The 17,537-nt window shown below is 66.7% G+C and carries 16 protein-coding genes; 7 read left to right on the plus strand and 9 right to left on the minus strand.

Going from position 1 to position 17,537, the window contains the following annotated elements; genetic code table 11:
• Positions 1–313 precede the first annotated feature (313 nt).
• A complete protein-coding gene (rsmD, locus tag KUV49_RS02140) occupies positions 314–868 on the minus strand; it encodes a 16S rRNA (guanine(966)-N(2))-methyltransferase RsmD (RefSeq protein WP_222451404.1) in 555 nt (184 codons plus the stop codon).
• Complete coding sequence (locus KUV49_RS02145) at positions 865–2,070, minus strand: NAD(P)/FAD-dependent oxidoreductase (protein WP_222451405.1); 1,206 nt, start codon at positions 2,068–2,070, stop codon at positions 865–867. The genes rsmD and KUV49_RS02145 overlap by 4 nt, the downstream gene beginning before the upstream one ends.
• A gap of 90 nt (positions 2,071–2,160) precedes the next feature.
• Here KUV49_RS02145 and KUV49_RS02150 point away from each other — a divergent pair, with 90 nt between their 5' ends.
• Positions 2,161–2,649 carry a peroxiredoxin gene (locus KUV49_RS02150; RefSeq protein WP_222451406.1) on the plus strand — a complete coding sequence of 163 codons (489 nt, stop codon included), beginning with the start codon at positions 2,161–2,163 and terminating at the stop codon, positions 2,647–2,649.
• Between the two features lie 816 nt (positions 2,650–3,465).
• On the opposite strand, the gene KUV49_RS02155 is transcribed toward KUV49_RS02150, so the two are convergent.
• From KUV49_RS02155 to KUV49_RS02180, 6 genes are all read right to left on the minus strand, one after another.
• Positions 3,466–3,765 carry a 4a-hydroxytetrahydrobiopterin dehydratase gene (locus KUV49_RS02155; protein WP_152490982.1) on the minus strand — a complete coding sequence of 100 codons (300 nt, stop codon included), beginning with the start codon at positions 3,763–3,765 and terminating at the stop codon, positions 3,466–3,468.
• Positions 3,762–4,949, minus strand: a complete 1,188-nt coding sequence (locus tag KUV49_RS02160) for a GNAT family N-acetyltransferase (protein ID WP_222451407.1) — start codon at positions 4,947–4,949, stop codon at positions 3,762–3,764. The genes KUV49_RS02155 and KUV49_RS02160 overlap by 4 nt, the downstream gene beginning before the upstream one ends.
• Before the next feature lie 60 nt (positions 4,950–5,009).
• Positions 5,010–5,777 carry a glycerophosphodiester phosphodiesterase family protein gene (locus KUV49_RS02165; protein WP_222451408.1) on the minus strand — a complete coding sequence of 256 codons (768 nt, stop codon included), beginning with the start codon at positions 5,775–5,777 and terminating at the stop codon, positions 5,010–5,012.
• On the minus strand, positions 5,774–6,235 hold the full coding sequence (locus KUV49_RS02170) for a RidA family protein (protein ID WP_152496710.1): 462 nt from the start codon (positions 6,233–6,235) through the stop codon (positions 5,774–5,776). The genes KUV49_RS02165 and KUV49_RS02170 overlap by 4 nt, the downstream gene beginning before the upstream one ends.
• Positions 6,236–6,451: 216 nt before the next feature.
• Positions 6,452–7,759, minus strand: coding sequence for an HlyD family type I secretion periplasmic adaptor subunit (locus KUV49_RS02175; RefSeq protein ID WP_222451409.1), 1,308 nt, complete (start codon positions 7,757–7,759; stop codon positions 6,452–6,454).
• On the minus strand, positions 7,756–9,492 hold the full coding sequence (locus KUV49_RS02180) for a type I secretion system permease/ATPase (protein ID WP_222451410.1): 1,737 nt from the start codon (positions 9,490–9,492) through the stop codon (positions 7,756–7,758). Before KUV49_RS02180 ends, KUV49_RS02175 begins: the two co-directional genes overlap by 4 nt.
• Positions 9,493–9,698: 206 nt before the next feature.
• Here KUV49_RS02180 and KUV49_RS02185 point away from each other — a divergent pair, with 206 nt between their 5' ends.
• The 3 genes from KUV49_RS02185 (at position 9,699) to KUV49_RS02195 (ending at position 12,186) form a co-directional block, all read left to right on the plus strand.
• The gene (locus KUV49_RS02185; protein WP_222451411.1) at positions 9,699–10,457 is read left to right on the plus strand and encodes a VacJ family lipoprotein; all 759 of its coding nucleotides are present in this window, start codon (positions 9,699–9,701) and stop codon (positions 10,455–10,457) included.
• On the plus strand, positions 10,450–11,052 hold the full coding sequence (locus tag KUV49_RS02190; protein ID WP_222451412.1) for a phospholipid-binding protein MlaC: 603 nt from the start codon (positions 10,450–10,452) through the stop codon (positions 11,050–11,052). Before KUV49_RS02185 ends, KUV49_RS02190 begins: the two co-directional genes overlap by 8 nt.
• A gap of 147 nt (positions 11,053–11,199) precedes the next feature.
• Positions 11,200–12,186, plus strand: coding sequence for a YihY/virulence factor BrkB family protein (locus tag KUV49_RS02195; RefSeq protein ID WP_222451413.1), 987 nt, complete (start codon positions 11,200–11,202; stop codon positions 12,184–12,186).
• Positions 12,187–12,224: 38 nt separating this feature from the next.
• Here KUV49_RS02195 and KUV49_RS02200 read toward each other — a convergent pair whose 3' ends face one another.
• Positions 12,225–14,417: a transglycosylase domain-containing protein gene (locus KUV49_RS02200; RefSeq protein WP_222451414.1), complete on the minus strand. Its 2,193-nt coding sequence runs from the start codon at positions 14,415–14,417 to the stop codon at positions 12,225–12,227.
• Between the two features lie 342 nt (positions 14,418–14,759).
• Here KUV49_RS02200 and KUV49_RS02205 point away from each other — a divergent pair, with 342 nt between their 5' ends.
• From KUV49_RS02205 to KUV49_RS02215, 3 genes are all read left to right on the plus strand, one after another.
• On the plus strand, positions 14,760–15,098 hold the full coding sequence (locus KUV49_RS02205) for a P-II family nitrogen regulator (RefSeq protein ID WP_152490972.1): 339 nt from the start codon (positions 14,760–14,762) through the stop codon (positions 15,096–15,098).
• Positions 15,099–15,127: 29 nt separating this feature from the next.
• Complete coding sequence (locus KUV49_RS02210) at positions 15,128–16,471, plus strand: ammonium transporter (protein ID WP_222451415.1); 1,344 nt, start codon at positions 15,128–15,130, stop codon at positions 16,469–16,471.
• Between the two features lie 125 nt (positions 16,472–16,596).
• A complete protein-coding gene (locus tag KUV49_RS02215) occupies positions 16,597–17,493 on the plus strand; it encodes a CPBP family intramembrane glutamic endopeptidase (protein ID WP_222451416.1) in 897 nt (298 codons plus the stop codon).
• Positions 17,494–17,537 lie beyond the last annotated feature (44 nt).

Below are 17,537 nucleotides of genomic sequence, written 5' to 3' on the forward strand. Positions count from 1 at the left end.
CGCGATTGCCAGACCGCGGGATGGCGACCCGACAGGTGTTCATCGCGCTTTATGGCAGCCAAATCCGCGAAACTTTTGATCGACGCGCCTGCGGAACCCAATCGCCAGCCCGGGGGGCGGTCTGGCGATCGCGCGGCGGCCTACGGCCTTGACTCCGCGCGAATGTAAAAACCAACCGTCCCGGACCTGACCCCGCCCGTCCCGGACTTGATCCGGGACCTCCCGGCCAAAGAGATCCTCGGATCAAGTCCGAGGATGACGGTCGCTCATGCGTAGGGTGGGTGAAAACCCACGCGGGCTCCCGAACCGCCCCCTACCCCGCCTCCAACACCCGGATCACCGTATCCCCGTACCCCCGCTCGTCGAGCAGGCTCCACCCTTCCGGCACCTCGACGCCGCCGCCTTCCTCCCAGACCACCAACGCCCCGGGCGCAATCCAACCCCCGGCCACTGCGGCACCCAACGCCGCCTCGCCCAGCCCCTTCCCATAGGGCGGATCGAGAAACACCAGCCCGCAGGCCTCCGTCGCAGCCCCCAGCTTGCGCGCATCCCGGCCCACGACCTGCACGCGGTCCCCGACCCCGCAAATCCCGACATTCTCTCGGATCAGCCTCTGCCCCACGCGCCCGCTCTCAACGAAAACCGCCCGCGCCGCCCCGCGCGACAGCGCCTCCAGCCCCAACGCGCCCGTGCCGGCAAAAAGGTCCAGCACCACGGCGCCCTCCACCCGGTCTCCGAACCGCGCCATCAACACGTTGAACAGGCTCTCGCGCACCCGGTCCGAGGTGGGCCGCAGCCGCGCGCCCTCGTCGCCCTTGCCGACCGACGCCAGCCGCCGCCCGCGAAACTCGCCGCCGATGATCCTCACGTTTTCAGCAGCGCCTTGAGGTCCGCGCCGGGGTCCGCCACCACCGCCGGATCGGCGGTTTTGCCGTTGTCGATCAACCGCTTGCCCACCATGTAGGCGCGCGCGTCATTGGCCGCATCCACCGCCAACAGCGTGTCGCCCTGGTAGTACCAGAAGGAAATGCCGCCCTCGCTGTCACGCGTCACCACCCGGTCATAGCCCACGTTCAGCCCCGCGATCTGCAGCTTCACGTCATACTGGTCCGACCAGAACCACGGTTGCGGCACATAGGTCTTCTCCGCGCCCATGATGTTCTCGGCCACGCATTCCGCCATGTCGATCGCATTGGGCACGCTCTCCAGCCGCAGTCGCTCGCCCCGGAAGGGAAAGCTCGCGCAATCCCCGGCCGCCCAGATCGACGGATCACTGGTACGGCCCCGCGCGTCCACCTTGATCCCGTTCTCGACCTCGACGCCCGCGGCCTCGGCCAGCGCCGTGGCGGGGGTGATCCCGACGCCCACGATGACGAAATCCGCCTCCAGCTTGCTGCCATCGCTCAACAGCGCCCCGGTGACCCGGCCCTCGCCGGTCAGCCGCTCCAGCCCGACACCCTCGCGAATGTCCACACCCTTCGATCGATGCAACGTCCGGAAGTAATCCGAGGTCTCCTGCGCCGCCACGCGCTGCAGGATCCGGTCCGCCATCTCCACCAGCGTCACCTGCAACCCCTTCGAGGCAGCCACGGCGGCGGCTTCCAGCCCGATATACCCGCCGCCCACGATCAGCACCTTCGCGCCCTCGCGAAACTCCGGCGCCATCCTGTCCACGTCGCGCAGGTCGCGCACCACGTAAACGCCGTCCAGCGCGCCACCAATCGCCGGCGGCAATTGCCGCGGCACCGACCCGGTGGTCAGCACAAGATGCTCATAGGGCACCGCCTCCCCGCCCGCGACAACCACCTTGTCAGCGGGATCAATCGCCGATACCGCCGCGTCCAGCCGCAGGTCGATCATGTTCTCGGAATAAAAGCTTTCCGGGCGCAGGTAGAGCCGCTCCAGCTCCATCTCCCCCAGCAGGTATTTCTTCGACAAGGGCGGCCGCTGGTAAGGCGGCGCATGCTCTTCCCCGATCAGCGTCACCTTGCCGTCATAGCCAAGCGCCCGCAGCTTCGCCACCAGCGAACTGCCCGCCTGACCCGCGCCCACGACAACAACTCCTGCCATGTCCCCTCCTGCAATTTCCACATGGCCCTCGGGCCGTCAGGGCCTATACTTACAGGCATTCGAAACGCAAACGAAAGACAGGATGCGACAATGACGATCACCACCGGCGACAAACTCCCCGATGCCACGCTGCTCAAGATGGGTGCCGACGGCCCCGAAGAGGTCGCGCTGTCCGACAAGACCAAGGGTCGCAAGGTGGCGATCTTCGCCGTCCCCGGCGCCTTCACCCCCACCTGCCACTCGGCCCACGTGCCCAGCTTCATCCGCACCAAGGCCGATTTCGACGCCAAGGGCGTGGACGAGATCATCTGCGTCTCGGTCAACGATCCCTTCGTGATGAACGCCTGGGGCAAGGACACCGGCGCCAGCGACGCCGGCATCACCATGCTGGGCGATCCGCAATCCGAGTTCACCAAGGCCATCGGCATGGATTTCACCGCGCCGCCCGCGGGCCTCATCACCCGCTCCAAGCGCTACGCGATGCTGGTCGAGGACGGCACGGTGAAGGTCCTGCATGTCGAGGACAATCCCGGCACCTGCGAAACCTCCGCCGGCGAGTCGCTGCTCGACGCGATCTGATTGATGTGAAACGTCGCGAATCCTTGACTCAATGGGGCTGTTTTTCTGAACCTTGCTAAGGTGCCGCGTCACGCAATATTGGCCCAATCGTCAAGCACTTCTGACCCAAACCGGACCTTGAGCGCGGTATAGGTCAAGGTCCGGTAGGCGGACCTTTCCGCCATTCACGACGGAGGCGAGCGTCAACCCTTGGGGTGGCGATCCGACGGCAGTTAAAAAGCACTTTATGCCTGCCAGATACATCCTCGGAAGGATCGTTGCGCCCAGCCTCAGCCAAATCGCCAGCCCAAGGGAGGGGCTGACGATGGCCGGGCCGCTTCGCGGCTGTTAACCGGCCGGGGGCTCGATGCCAGTGTCTCTCACGGACCCGAACCGTACATTCGCGGCGGTAAAGATGAATGGCCGAAATGCGGACAAACCGGACGTCAGCCTCACAAGCCGCGTGATTGCCAGACCGCGGGCTGGCGACCGACCGATGTTCGGCGCAGTTTATCCACGCCACGTCCGCAAAACCTCAGATCGAAGCACCAACGTGACCCAATCGCCAGCCCGGGGGGCGGTCTGGCGATCGCGCGGCGGGCTTCGCCCTTGTTCCGCGCGGGCGCTTTGTGACTGTGGCAATCATTGGCTCGAAACCAACCTTCGCCGCACCCGGTTCGAATGGCGGCTCTCGCTAACGTAGGGTTACATACTCTTCCGGTTCGTGGTGCTTGGGTCAGTTTATGACGCGAAGGTCAATCTCGTCTGACGCCCAACAATTGACAAACGCTAGGGGGCCGGGGCGCAGATACGTCCCGGCCCCTGCCCAAAGGCCGCTCAGCCTTCGGCCAGCTTGTCCATTTTCCGCGCCAGCTTGGTGTCGCGCGAACTCAAGCCCTCCACGTCATGGCTGGTCAGCGTCACCTCGACCGTCTTGTAGACATTCGACCATTCCGGGTGGTGGTCCCACTTTTCCGCCCAGATCGCGCAGCGGGTCATGAACCCGAAGGCCTCGACGAAATTCTCGAACTCATAGGTCTTGTGGATCGCATCGCGCCCGTCGACCATCGCCCAGCCGCTCTCGAACAGCGGCTCCAGCGTGGTCTTCCGCGCCGTGTCACTCAATTTCTCACTCATTCCTGCTCCTCCACATTTGCTTTTCTGAACGGGCCGAAACTCGTCAGGATCTCGATATCCTCCGTCACGGCTTCGCGTTCCGACTCAAGGTAATGCGCCACCGCATCGGAAAAAGGCGGGTCACGAAACCAGTGCAGCGAGTGGGTCTCAACCGGCAGGTATCCGCGGGCCAGCTTGTGCTCGCCCTGCGCACCCGCCTCGACGCGGCCCAGCCCGTGTTCGATGGCGTAGTCGATGGCCTGATAGTAACACAACTCGAAATGCATCGCGGGATGGTGCGCCGTGCAGCCCCAGTAGCGGCCATAAAGCGCGTCGCGCCCGATCATGTTCAGCGCCCCCGCCACCGGCACGCCGCCCTCCAGCGCCAGGACCAGCAGGATATCGTCCCGCAACCGCTCCTGCGCGATATCGAAGAACTTCCGCGTCAGGTAGGGCATCCCCCATTTGCGCGCCCCGGTGTCCTGGTAGAATTCCCAGAACGCCTCCCAGTGTTCGGGCCGGATCGCGTCGCCGGTCAACTGCACGATCTCGCCGCCGAAGCCCTGCGCCTGCGCCCGCTCCTTGCGGATATTCTTGCGCTTGCGCGAACTCAGGCTGCCAAGGAAATCGTCGAAGCTCTCGTATCCCCGGTTCAGCCAGTGATATTGCTGCGTGATCCGCGGCAAGAGGCCCATCTCGGTGCCCACCTCCCGCTCGAACCTGGTGCAAAAGGTCACGTGCAGCGACGATAACTTGTTGCGATCGCCGATGCTGACGGCGGCCCGCATCAGCGCATCGCGCCCCGGCTGCCCGTATGCCGGCCGGGTCAGCAGCCGCCGTCCGGTGACGGGCGTGAACGGCACCGCCATCTGCAACTTGGGATAATACCGCCCGCCCGCGCGCTCATAGGCATGGCCCCAGTTGTGGTCGAAGATATACTCGCCCTGGCTGTGCCCCTTCACGTAAAGCGGCGCGCAGGCGATCACCTGGCCGTCGATCTCCGCCACCAGGTAATGCGGCTGCCAGCCGGTGCCCGCGCCGACCGACCCGCTGTCTTCCAGCGCCTTCAGGAAGCGGTATGTGGTGAACGGGTCCTCCGCCCGGCCGCCGTCTTCGGCCTCGGGACAGGCACAGGCGTCCCAGTCGGCCTGCGCCACGTCGCCCAGGCTTTCATAGACGCTCACAAGGACCGATCCGCCGTCCATCAGGGCCGCTCTTCGCTTTCGGAAATCATGGCCTTCAATCTGTGGCCTGTCCGCCGCGGTTCAAGCGGGAATCGTGGGCAGGTACCCCTCGAAGGTGATGTTCTGCGCCACGCGCCGCGCCTCTGCCTCTTCTTCCGGCGACCGGATCGTCCAGCACAGCACGTCCGCCCCCGCGTCCTGCAACGCGGCCACCCGCGGGCGGTCCAGGTCCTGCGCCTGATGGCTGAGAAACGCCGCGCCGGCGCGGTCGTAATCCGGGATCTCCCGCAACCGCGCCCGCAGCTCGGCCCGCAGCAATGTCCAGTCCCCGGGGTCGTAGTCGCATGTCACGATCCCGCGCGCCACGTCCGGCGCAAGGTCGCGCATCGCCACCATCATCTCGGGGTTGAACGACATCACCGCCACCGGCCCGGAATAGCCCTTCAGCGCCACCGCCGTCGCCGCCTCCAGCCGCCCGTCCGTCTGGCCCATCTGCCCGTGCTGGTCCTTCAGCTCGATCAGAAGCGGCACCCGGCCCCCGACCAGTTCCAGAACCTCCGGCAGCGTCGGTATCCCCTCGTCGCCGCCCAGCAGCGCAACGCCGCCCAGCTCCGCCGCTTCGCGCTGCTGCACCGGCCCGGACTGCCCGGTCAGGCGCCTCAGGTCATAGTCGTGGAACACCATCGCGGCGCCGTCCCGGCTCAGCTGCAGGTCGATCTCGATGCCATAGCCATGGGCCATGGCCGCCGAGATCGCCGCCCGCGAATTCTCCGGCCGGCCCTCCGCCACGTCGTGCAGCGCCCGGTGCGCCAGCGGCGCACGCAGAAACTCCGGGTCGAGCCGCGTCATCCGATCTGGAACACGCCTTCGATCTCGACCGCCACGCCAAAGGGCAGCGCCGGCGACGACACCGCAGCGCGCGCGTGCTTGCCCGCTTCGCCCAGCGCCTCGCCGATGAAATCCGACGCGCCGTTGATCACCTGCGGCTGCTGGGTGAAATCCGGCGTCGAGTTCACGAACCCGCCCAGCTTCACCACCCGCTTCAGCCGGTCGAGGTCACCACCGCAGGCCGCCTTGACCTGCGCCAGCAGGTTGATCGCACAGGCCTTCGCCGCCTCGGCGCCCGCGGCCACGTCCATGTCGTCGCCCAACTTGCCGATCATCATCTCGTCGCCCAGCTTCGGCAACTGCCCCGACACGTACAGCATGTCGCCCACCAGCACATACGGCACGTAATTCGCCGCCGGCGCCGCCGCCTCGGGCAGGGTCACGCCCATCTCGGCCAGCTTGTCCTCGAATTTTCCCATGGTCCCGACCTCCTCGGTTGCGTTGCCGCGCACGCTAGACGCTCCGGGCACCGATGCAACCGCAAAAACCGGCCCGTGCTTTTTCTTGCGATAAATACTCACCATCCCGTCGCCGGCCAAGCGGCCCGTCCCCGCCCCCGCGCGTCACGCCCGCCCCGCGCCCCGAGACGTCCCGAAGGGACGCCGAGACAGGCCTGCGCGCCGCAGGCGCTCCGCCTATTCGCGAAACGCCTTGGCGAAGTAATCCGTCAGCGGTTTCGTCAGATACGCCAGCGGCGTGCGGTCGGCGGTGCGGATGAAGGTCTCGACCGGCATGCCCGGGATCAGCGTCACATCCTCCGGCAGACGCTCGCGCTGGCCTTCGCTCAGCGCGATCTCGGCCCGGTAATAGCTTTGCTGCGTGGCGTCGTCCTGGAAGGCATCGGCCGAGATCTGCATCACCTGTCCCACCAATTCCGGCGTCGTGCGCTGGTCCAGCGCCGAGAACCGCAGCGTCACCTCCTGGCCGACATATATCTTGTCGATATCCGTGGGCGGGACCCGCGCGTCGATGATCAGCGGCCGGTCCTGCGGCACCACGTAGAGGATCGGATCGGCCGGCCGGATGACCGACCGCAGCGCAAACACCTGCAAGCCATACACCACCCCGCCCACCGGCGCGGTGACGTCCAGCCGGCTCATCTGCTCGATCAGCGCGCGGCGCTCCTCCAGCAGCTCCAGCTCGCGGAACTGCAGGTCGCGCAGGGTCGTGATCGCCTCCTCGCGGCGCCGCGTGCCCAGCTTCAGAACCTCGATGTCGATCTCCGTGATCCGGCCTTCGGATTGCGCCGCCTGCGCCACCAGTTCACCCAGCTGGCCCAGCAGCCGCGATTTCTCCCGCTGCAGCGCCAGCACGCGCGACGCCTGCGCCAGGCCCCGGTCCAGAAGCGATTGCTGGTCGGCCAGTTCCCTCTCGATCAACGCCAGCTGTTCGTTCATGGCCTTCTGCTGCGCCTCGATCCCGCCGATCTGGTCGGCGATCTGCCCGCGGCGCTTTTCCAGCTGCGAAATCTCGCTGGCCACGGTTTCGTTGCGCGCGCTCAGCAGCCGCCGCTGACCGTCCAGCAACCCGGTCACCTCGGCGTTCCGGGCCGCCGTTTCGCGCACGAGGTCGGGAAACTCGATCTCCTCCCGTTCGTCCCGCTCCGCTTCCAGACGCCCGCGCCGCGCCTGCAGTTCGAACAGCTGGTTCTCGGTGATCGCCAGTTGCGAGCGCAAGGCGGTGGCATCCAGCCGCAGCAGCACCTGCCCGGCCTCCACCGTGTCGCCCTCGTCGACCTCGATCGCGGCCACGACACCGCCATCGGGATGCTGCACCACCTGCCGGTTCTGGTCGACCACGATCTGACCGCCGGCGATCACGGCGCCCGATATCCGCGTCACCGCGGCCCAGCTTCCGAACCCGCCCAGCAGCAGGATCAGCCCGGTCAGCCCCAGGATCATCGGCGCGCGCACCGACCAGCCGTCGCGCGTCTGCTCGCTCATTGCACGCCTCCGATCCGGGCGTGGCCGATCTCCTCGGCGTTCTTCACCACGTCCTTGAGAACCTCGTCCTTGGGCCCGAAGGACCGCACGACGCCACCGTCCAGCATCAGCAGCAGGTCGCATTCGCGGATCGCCGCCGGGCGATGCGCCATGATCAGCACCGACTTGCCCTCCGCCTTGAATTGCCGGATCGCGTGGTTCACCGCCTCGCTGCCCTCGTTGTCGAGATTCGAGTTGGGCTCGTCCAGCACCACCAGGACCGGGTCGCCATACATCGCCCGCGCCAGCCCGATCCGCTGCATCTGCCCGCCCGACAGCCGCCCGCCACCGGCGCTGATCCGGGTGTCGTACCCGTCGGGCAGCTTCAGGATCATGTCATGCGCGTCCGCCTTCCGCGCCGCCTCGACGATCTTCGCGGTGTCGGGCTCTTCGGCAAGACGCGATATGTTCTCGGCGATGGTGCCTTCGAACAGCTGCACGCGCTGCGGCAGGTATCCGATATGCTCGCCCAGCACCCGCGGCTCGAACTGGTCCAGCGACGCGCCGTCCAGCCGGATCTTGCCGCCCGCTGGCCGCCAGACCCCGGTCAGCGCCCGCGCCAGCGTCGACTTGCCCGCGCCCGACGGGCCGATCACGCCCACCGCTTGCCCCGGCCCGACGGTGAAACTGATGGTCTTCAGCGCCGCCTGCTGGTCGCCCGGCGGCACCACCGTCACCTGCCGGACCTCCAGTAGGGCCTTGGGCTTGGGCAGCGGCGTGCGCGGCTGTTCGGGCGGCACCAGCGCCAGCAACCGGGCCAGCGAGTCCCAGCCCTGCATCGCCCGCTGCACCAGGGCCCACTGCCCGACGGCCAGCTCGATCGGCGCCAGCGCCCGGCCCATCAGGATCGACCCCGCGATCATCGCGCCGGGCGTCAGCGCGTTCTGCAGCACCAGGTAGGCCCCCAGGCCCAGCATCGCCGATTGCAGGAACAGCCGGAAGGTCCGCGTCGTCGTGGTGAACGTGCCCACCAGGTCCGACGACGCGATCTGCGATTTCAGCGAGTCGTCGCGGGCCTTCTGCCAGCGCGAGAACGCCTGGTCTCGCATCCCCATCGCCTGCACCATTTCCGATTCGCTGCGGATCTGGCTGGACAACGCCTCCGCCGCGCCGGTGGCGCGCGCCGATTTCATCGCCGGCTGGCGGGTGACCACCTGGTTGACCACGGTGACCAGGATGATGATCCCCCCTCCGATCAGCGCCAGCGCCCCCAGCCAGGGGTGGAACAGCCAGATCCCGGCCAGGAAGACCGGCGTCCAGGGCATGTCGAATATCGCCATCAGCACCGGCGAGGCCATCAGCCGCTGCACCGCTTCCAGGTCGCGCAGGCCGGTCTGCGTATGTTCGTCCGGGGCCAGCGCCGCCTTGCGGATCACCGCGTCGAACACGCGTCGGTCCAGCCGCGCCTGGAACCGCGCCGCGACCCGGCCCATGATCCGGCCCCGCGCGTAATCCAGAAGGCCCATCATGCCGTAGAGGAACACCACAAGCACGCTCAGCGCGATCAGCGTCTCGACCGACCGGCTGCCCAGCACCCGGTCATAGACCTGCAGCATGTACAGCGGACCCGTCAGCATCAACAGGTTGACGAAAAAGCTGAGCACGCCGACGAACCAGTACAGCGCGCGGCTTTCGCGACGGGCGGCGCGCAGTTCCTCGCGCCCCGCGTCCAGTCTCGCCTGGCTCAGTTGCATCCCGTGTTTCTCGTTCGCCGCCGCATCATCGCTTGAACGACTCCCCGAATCCGCCTTACATGCGTTGTCACTGATCTGCCACAGGGTTACGCCGACATTTCGCGGTGTCTGGGCATCTCGAACCGATGCTTTAGGTATACCCGCATAGTTTAACCAAAGTCTGACCGTTGCCAAATTTCTCTTCTTTCCGTCGCCCCAAGCGCCTCGTGGCCGGCCTCCTCCTCGCGGTCGGCCTTGCTGTTTCGGGCTGCACGCCGACGCCCGCCGGCCACCCGCCCGGCGAGGTCTTCGATCCTTATGAGGACGAGAACCGCCGGACACACGCCTTCAACCGGGCGCTTGACCGCAACCTGGTCCGGCCCGCCGGCAAGGGCGCGTCCGGCTTCATCCCCGACGATGTCGAGAACATGATCGGCCGCTTCGCCTTTCACCTGTCGATCCCGGGCGCGGTGGTGAACAACATCCTGCAAGGCAACATGAAAGGCGCGACCGAGGACACGTATCGCTTCGTCGTGAACACCACGATGGGCCTGGGCGGCCTCTTCGACACCGCGACCGAACTGAACATGCCGCAGGCCACCGATGCCGATTTCGGCCAGACGCTCCACGTCTGGGGGGTCCGCGAGGGCGCCTATATCGAACTGCCTCTGCTCGGTCCCTCGACCGAACGCGCCGCCGCCGGCAAGGTGGTGGATCTCTTCACCAACCCGCTCAGCTACGTGCTGGACGAGCCCGCGAACTACGCCATCCCCGCCGCATCGGCCGCCTCGGGCCTGTCCGACCGGGGCCGGTACGCGGACACGATCGATTCCATCCTTTACGAAAGCGCCGACAGTTACGCCCAGGCGCGTTCGCTCTACAGTCAGAACAGGCGTTTCAAGCTCGACGGCGGATCGGGCGGAGCGCTGGAAGATCCATATGACGCGCAACTCGGCGCGCTGCCGGAGGACCCATACGATGAATGACATCTCCAGACGTTTCCTGATCGGTGCGGGCGCGGCCTTCACGCTGCTTCCCGCCGCCGCAACCCCCGCCCTCGCCCTGACAGAGGGCCGTGCCCGCGCGCTGATCGACCAGGTCGTGGCCGACATCAACCGGGTCATCGGCTCGGGCAAATCCACGAGCGCCATGATCCGCGACTTCGAACGCATCTTCGCGCGCTACGCCGACGTCAACATCATCGCCCGCTCGACCCTGGGCGCCGATTCGCGCCGCGCCTCCTCTGGCCAGATGCGCGCCTTCACCGCCGCCTTCCAGGGCTATATCGCCCGCAAGTACGGCAAGCGGTTCCGCGAATTCGTCGGCGGCCAGGTCAGCGTGACCGGCGTGCGCCAGGTCAAGTCCTGGCACGAGGTCCGCGCCAACGTGAAACTGCGCGGCAAGTCGCCCTTCACCGTGCTCTTTCTGGTCTCCGACCGCTCCGGCCGCGATCTCTTCTTCGACATGGTGATCGAGGGCGTCAGCCTGCGCCTCACCGAACGCACCGAGATCGGCGCCATGCTGGATCGCAACGGCGGCAATATCGACGCTCTGATCGCCGACGTGCAACGCGCGGGCTGATCCCGCGCCCCGGCCCGGGCCTTCCCCGGTCCTGGCCTTCCCAGGTCCTGCCCCGAACACGGCCCACCCGGAAAAAACGGCGGAAAATCGATCTTTTCCGCCGCTCCGCGCGTTTCCCGAACAGGACAAGACAAACGGGAGACTGACATGCCGCAGAAAGGCCGGGGGCACACGGCGGACCATCCGCACCAAATATCGCGACACGGCTGGTGGGACGTGGTCCTGCGGCTCAAGGACGGCATCGCATCCGACCACATGTCGGTCGTTTCGGCCGGTGTCGCCTTCTTCGGCCTCCTGGCGATCTTCCCGGCCGTGGTCGCCCTGATCTCCATCGCGGGTTTCCTGCTGAACCCGCAGGACGTGGCGAACAACCTGGAACAGATCATCGCCATCCTGCCCGAGAACGCGGCGGCGATCATCCAGGACCAGATCATGAAAGTCACCGGCGGCGACGAGGCGGCGACCGGCCTTGCCGCGCTCCTGGGCCTTCTTCTCGCGCTTTACGGCGCGACCAAGGGCATGATGACGCTGATGGAAGGCATGAACATCGCCTATGGCGAAAAGGAATCGCGCGGCTTCGTCAGGCTCTACGCCACCGGCCTCGCCCTGACGCTCTTCATCATCGTCGGTGTGCTGTCGGCGCTGGGGCTGATGATCGTGCTGCCCGCCGTGATCGGCTATCTGGGCCTGTCCGACAGCCTCGAGACCACGATTCTCTGGCTGCAATGGCCCGTCCTGGGCTGTCTCGCCGTCCTCGGTCTCGGCGTGCTCTATCGGTTCGGTCCCGCGCGCCGCAACGCCAGGTGGCGCTGGATCACGCCGGGCGCGGTGGTCGCCATGATCCTCTGGCTGGCAGGCACCGTCGCCTTTTCGGTCTACACCCAGAATTTCGCCAGCTACAACGAGACCTACGGCACCCTCGGGGGCGCGATCATCCTGCTGACATGGCTGTGGCTGTCGTCCTTCATCGTGCTGGCCGGGGCCAAGCTCAATGCCGAGCTGGAACACCAGACCCGCCGGGATACCACCACCGGCCCCGCACGCCCCGAAGGCCAGCGCGGCGCGGTCACGTCCGACACCTTTCCCGATACCGGCAGCCAAGGAACCTCCGGCGCGGCGCCCGGCAAAGACTGAATTGACCTGCCGGATCGGCAGAGCGCCTCAACCTCGCCTCACCTTCGGTTGCCTGTCCCCTCCAACAGCTCTTCCAGCATCCGGTTGATCGTGTTGTCCCGGCCACCCTGCGGCTGTTGCTGTCGCGGCAATTGCTGCTGAACCTGCGGCTCCGGCTCGGGCTGGACGAAGATCATCGGCAGGTCGCTGACCGGCACACCCTCGTTCACCCGCACCATCGTCTCGCGCCAGATATCCGCGGGCAGGCCACCGCCGGTCACGCCCTTCAGCGGGGTGTTGTCGTCGTAGCCCATCCAGACGCCCACCACGTAATCCGCCGTGAACCCAAGGAACCAGGCGTCGCGCGCCGCCTGCGTCGTGCCGGTCTTGCCGGCCGCCTGCCGGTCGGGCAGCTTGGCCCGCGTGCCGGTTCCAGACTGCACAACCTCGTACATCATCCCAATCAGCTTCTGCGCCGCCTCCTGCTGGATCACGCGCTCGCCGATGCCGCCGCTCTTGCGCATCAGCGGGTCGTTGTCGCCCAGCAGCTTCAGCTCGACCAGCCCGTAGGGCGTCACCGACGATCCGCCGTTCAGGATGCCGGCATAAGCCCCGGTCATTTCCAGAAGCGTGCTTTCCGACGCGCCCAGCGCCAGCGCAGGCCCCTCGGCCAGGTCGTTGTCGATGCCGAAGTCGCTGGCGACCCGGCGCACCAGGTCCAGTCCCACGCTCTCGGCCACCTTCACCGCCGGGATGTTGTAGGACTGCGCCAGCGCCCGGATCAGCGGCACGCGGCCGTGGAATCTCTTGTCATAGTTCTCCGGGCACCATTGGCCCGACCCGACAATGTTGCGGCAATAGGGCTCGTCCACCACCATCGACGTGGGCTCATAACCCAGTTCCAGCGCCGTGGCATAGACAAACGGCTTGAACGCCGATCCGGTCTGCCGCTTTGCCATCGTCGCCCGGTTGAAGGCGCCGGTGACGCGCGACTTGCGCCCGCCCACCATGGCCCGCACCGCGCCGTCGGCGCTCATCACCACGATCGCCGCCTGCGCCTCGGACCCCTCGCTGACCTTGTTCTCGAACACCCAGTCCAGCGCCTCCTCGGCGGCCCGCTGCATCCGCTGGTCCAGCGTCGTCTGGATGATCACGTCCTCGGTGGTGTCGCGGGTGAAAAGCTCCGGCCCGCTGTCCATCACCCAGTCCGCGAAATACCCCCCCGCCTGCGCCTCGGCGGCCTCCGACAGGGTGGCGGGATTGTTCTGCGCCGCCTGCGCCTCGGCGTCGGTCAGGTAGCCCTGCTCGTTCATCAGCCGCAGCACCGTCGCCGCGCGGTTCTGCGACCGCTCCAGGTTGGTCGTCGGCGCCAGCCGCGTCGGCGCGGTCAGCAGGCCCGCCAGCATCGCCGACTGCGCCGCGTTCACCTCGCGCGCGCTCACCCCGAAATAGCGTTGCGCGGCGGCCTCCACGCCAAAGGCGCCGCCGCCGAAATAGGCCCGGTTGAGGTAGATCGACAGGATCTCGTTCTTGGAATACTTGGCCTCCATCGCCATGGCATAGACCGCTTCCTTGGCCTTCCGGCCCAGCGATCCGCGGCGGCAGTCCTGGACGTACTCCGCCTCGCTCTCCCACTCGGATTCGTCGTATTCCACGCCCAGGCACAACAGTTTCGCGGTCTGCTGCGTGATGGTCGAGCCTCCATGCCCGCTCAGCGGCCCGCGCCCCTCGCTCAGGTTGATGCGGATCGCGCTGGCAATACCGCGCGGGCTCAGGCCGAAATGGCTGTAGAACCGCTTGTCCTCGGTGGCCAGCACCGCGTTGCGCAGATCCGGGCTGACGGTGTCAGCGGTCACCACGCCGCCGAACTGGTCGCCCCGCCAGGCAAAGACGTCGCCCTCCCGGTCCAGCATCGTGACCGACCCGCGCGCCCGCCCGTCCAGCAGCGCGCGCACATCCGGCAACCCCGCATAGACATAGGCCACCGCCAGGGCCGTCAGCAGCAGCGCCACCGCGGTCACGCGCCACGTCACGACCCAGAACAGCCGCAGGATCCAGCGGAACAGGCGCTTGATCCACGCCACGGGGCCGCGCCCGCCGCCCGAACCGCCACCGCTCTTCCGCCGCGTGCGCGCCGGTTTCGCCGGCTTGCGGGCAGCCGTCTTGGCCCGGCTCTTTGCCGGTGTCTTGGTTGTCTTGCCGTATCGCCTGTCTGCAACGAGTCGCGGCGCTTTTCGCCCCTGGTTTCCCATGCCCTACCTGCTCGGACCTCTTTTGCCGCAGTTTACAGGTCCTGTCACCGAAAGTAGACCCCCGAAATGCATCTCCGGGCCCGCTGCGTCGCGTCACGTCGGCCCGCCCTCCGCCCCGCCACCGGCGGCCGCGCCCGGCGGCATGTCGCCGAAGCGCAGCCTGCCCGAATGCGATTCTTATCTGCCTATTTATTAGTCATTAATGATGATTTGCGCATAATTTGTGCATAATCCGACGATTTCCGCCCGTTTCCCCGGCGCGGGCTCTTCCCGCCCGTCGCATCTCCGTCACTTTCTGCATCAGCGAAATCAACCTCGCCCAAGCAACCGAAAGGGACATCTGTGAAACTCATCATTGCAACCATCAAGCCGTTCAAGCTTGAAGATGTGCGCGAAGCGCTGACGGGGATCGGCGTGCGCGGCATGATGGTGACCGAGATCAAGGGCTTCGGCTCTCAATCGGGTCACACCGAGATCTACCGCGGCGCGGAATACGCCGTGAATTTCGTACCCAAGATCAAGCTCGAGATCGCCGTCACCGCCGGCATGGTCGACCAGGTGGTCGAGACCATCGCGACGACCGCGCGCACCGGCAAGATCGGCGACGGCAAGATTTTCGTGCTCGATATCGGACAGGCCATGCGCGTGCGCACCGGCGAAACCAACGATGACGCGCTTTGATGACGCGCGATAGAAGGGATAACATCACTATGAAACGCTTTATTCATCTGGGGCTCGCCGCAACCGCAATCGTGGTCCTGCCCCAACTCGGCTTTGCTCAGGAAGCGGCGGAAGCCGCCGAGGCCGAGGCCGCCGCACCCGGCTTTGACGAGATCGGCCCCTACATCATGACGACCCTGCTGTTCTGCATGGCAGGCTTCCTGGTGTTCTTCATGGCCGCGGGCTTTGCCATGCTCGAAGGCGGGCTGGTGCGCTCCAAGAACGTGACCATGCAGATGACCAAGAACATCGCGCTCTTCTCGATTGCCGCGATCATGTACTGGCTCGTCGGCTTCAACACGATGTACCCGGGCGACTTCAACGGCTACTTCGCCATCGGCGGGCAGACCGTGCTCGATCCGGTCGGCGTCGCCGCAGCCGATGCGGCGCTCGATTACGCGTCGATCGGCTCGGACTTCTTCTTCCAGCTGGTGTTCGTCGCCGCCACCGCCTCGATCGTGTCGGGCGCGCTGGCCGAACGGATCAAGCTGTGGCCGTTCCTGATCTTCGTCGTCATCCTGACCGGCTTCATGTACCCGATCTCGGGCTCGTGGAAATGGGGCGCAGGCTGGCTCGACGCCGCCGGCTTCCAGGACTTCGCCGGCTCGACCGTCGTGCACTCCGTCGGTGGCTGGGCGGCTCTGGCCGGCGCCATCGTGCTGGGCCCGCGCCTTGGCAAGTACGGCAAGGACGGCAAGGTCACCCCGATGCCCGGCTCCAACCTGGCGCTCGCCACCCTGGGTACGTTCATCCTGTGGCTCGGCTGGTTCGGCTTCAACGGCGGCTCGCAGCTTGCCATGGGCACCGTCGGTGACGTCTCGGACGTCAGCCGCATCTTCGCCAACACCAACATGGCCGCAGCGGCCGGTGCCGTGACCGCGCTGATCCTCAGCCAGGTGATGTACAAGAAGCCTGACCTCACCATGGTGCTCAACGGCGCTCTTGCGGGTCTCGTCTCGATCACCGCCGAACCGCTGGCGCCCACGCTCTTCGGCGCGCTCTGGATCGGTGCCGTCGGTGGCGTGATCGTGGTGCTGACCATCCCGATGCTCGACAAGCTGAAGATCGACGACGTGGTCGGCGCCGTCCCGGTGCACCTCTTCGCCGGTATCTGGGGCACCATCGCCGTGATCTTCTACAACGGCGACGCCAACCTGATGACGCAGCTGACCGGCATCGTGGCCTACGGTGTGTTCACCTTCGTGGCCAGCCTGATCATCTGGTTCATCCTCAAGGCCGTCATGGGCATCCGCGTCAGCGAAGAGGACGAGATCACCGGCCTCGACATGTCGGAACTGGGGATGGAAGCCTACCCCGAGTTCTCGAAAGGCTGAGACCAGATCGGAATGGGTCCTCCCGACCCTTGAACCTGACCCGGGCGTTCGCGCCCGGGTTTTTTCTTTCGGCGCCGGGACCCTTCGCCATTGCGGTCCCGCTCCCCGCGCCCTAGCTCTTGCCCATGTCCGACGCCTACCGCCCGTTTGAAGCCCTGGTCGCCCCGGCCCGCCGCACGGCGTCTCTCGTGCGTCTCGTGCTGGGCGGCGTGATGCTGGCGGTGCTGTTCCTGTCGACGATCTTCGCCGCCTCGACGCTACTCAATGTGGTCCTGCCCGGCGCACCGCTCGATGACACCGCCGCCGCGCTGGCAAACGGCGGCACCCCATACGGCGTCCTGGCCAACCTTTATATCTTCGGCTTCATCATCCTCGCGCTGGCCATCACCGGGCGCGCCGTGCACGACCGATCCCTGCCCAGCTTCGTCGGCGACTGGCGTCGCGCGCGCCAGCATTTCGGCCGCGTCTGCCTCTACATGGTGGGCCTGCACCTCGCGCTTTCCATCCTGCTGCCCGCCACGCCCGACCTGACGCCCGAGGCCAACCTCGCCCCGTCCAGCTGGCTTGCCTTCCTGCCCCTCGCCCTGCCCGCCGTGTTGGTTCAGACCGGGGCCGAGGAACTGGTGTTCCGCGGCTACCTGCAAAGCCAGCTCGCCGCCCGCTTCGCCAATCCCCGAATCTGGATCATCGTCCCCGCGATCCTCTTCGGCCTGCTGCATTACGATCCCGCGATCAACGGCAACGCCACCTGGCTGATCGTCGGCTGGGCCACGCTCTTCGGCATCGCCGCGGCCGACCTCACGGCGCGCACCGGCACCATCGGCGCCGCCCTCGGCCTGCATTTCGTCAACAATTTCTTCGCCATCCTCGTCGCTGCACCCGCAGGCAATTTCGACGGCCTGGCGCTCTACACCTACCCCTTCGCCGTGGGAGACACCGATGCGCTCTGGGTCTGGGCCCCGCTCGACCTGATGCTCCTGCTGGTCAGCTGGCTCACCGCGCGGCTCGCCCTGCGCGTCTGATTGCATTTCCCCCGCGCACGGCTTATCTCAAGGGCGATTTGCAA

It is taken from the genome of Roseovarius atlanticus (assembly GCF_019802205.1).
Taxonomy (GTDB): domain Bacteria; phylum Pseudomonadota; class Alphaproteobacteria; order Rhodobacterales; family Rhodobacteraceae; genus Roseovarius; species Roseovarius atlanticus_A.

Coding starts and splice junctions, on each gene's coding strand:
- KUV49_RS02145 (WP_222451405.1), bottom strand. CDS start 2,070: ATGGCAGGAGTTGTTGTCGTGGGCGCGGGTCAGGCGGGCAGTTCGCTG.
- KUV49_RS02150 (WP_222451406.1), top strand. CDS start 2,161: ATGACGATCACCACCGGCGACAAACTCCCCGATGCCACGCTGCTCAAG.
- KUV49_RS02155 (WP_152490982.1), bottom strand. CDS start 3,765: ATGAGTGAGAAATTGAGTGACACGGCGCGGAAGACCACGCTGGAGCCG.
- KUV49_RS02160 (WP_222451407.1), bottom strand. CDS start 4,949: ATGGACGGCGGATCGGTCCTTGTGAGCGTCTATGAAAGCCTGGGCGAC.
- KUV49_RS02165 (WP_222451408.1), bottom strand. CDS start 5,777: ATGACGCGGCTCGACCCGGAGTTTCTGCGTGCGCCGCTGGCGCACCGG.
- KUV49_RS02170 (WP_152496710.1), bottom strand. CDS start 6,235: ATGGGAAAATTCGAGGACAAGCTGGCCGAGATGGGCGTGACCCTGCCC.
- KUV49_RS02175 (WP_222451409.1), bottom strand. CDS start 7,759: ATGAGCGAGCAGACGCGCGACGGCTGGTCGGTGCGCGCGCCGATGATC.
- KUV49_RS02180 (WP_222451410.1), bottom strand. CDS start 9,492: ATGCAACTGAGCCAGGCGAGACTGGACGCGGGGCGCGAGGAACTGCGC.
- KUV49_RS02190 (WP_222451412.1), top strand. CDS start 10,450: ATGAATGACATCTCCAGACGTTTCCTGATCGGTGCGGGCGCGGCCTTC.
- KUV49_RS02195 (WP_222451413.1), top strand. CDS start 11,200: ATGCCGCAGAAAGGCCGGGGGCACACGGCGGACCATCCGCACCAAATA.
- KUV49_RS02200 (WP_222451414.1), bottom strand. CDS start 14,417: ATGGGAAACCAGGGGCGAAAAGCGCCGCGACTCGTTGCAGACAGGCGA.
- KUV49_RS02210 (WP_222451415.1), top strand. CDS start 15,128: ATGAAACGCTTTATTCATCTGGGGCTCGCCGCAACCGCAATCGTGGTC.
- KUV49_RS02215 (WP_222451416.1), top strand. CDS start 16,597: ATGTCCGACGCCTACCGCCCGTTTGAAGCCCTGGTCGCCCCGGCCCGC.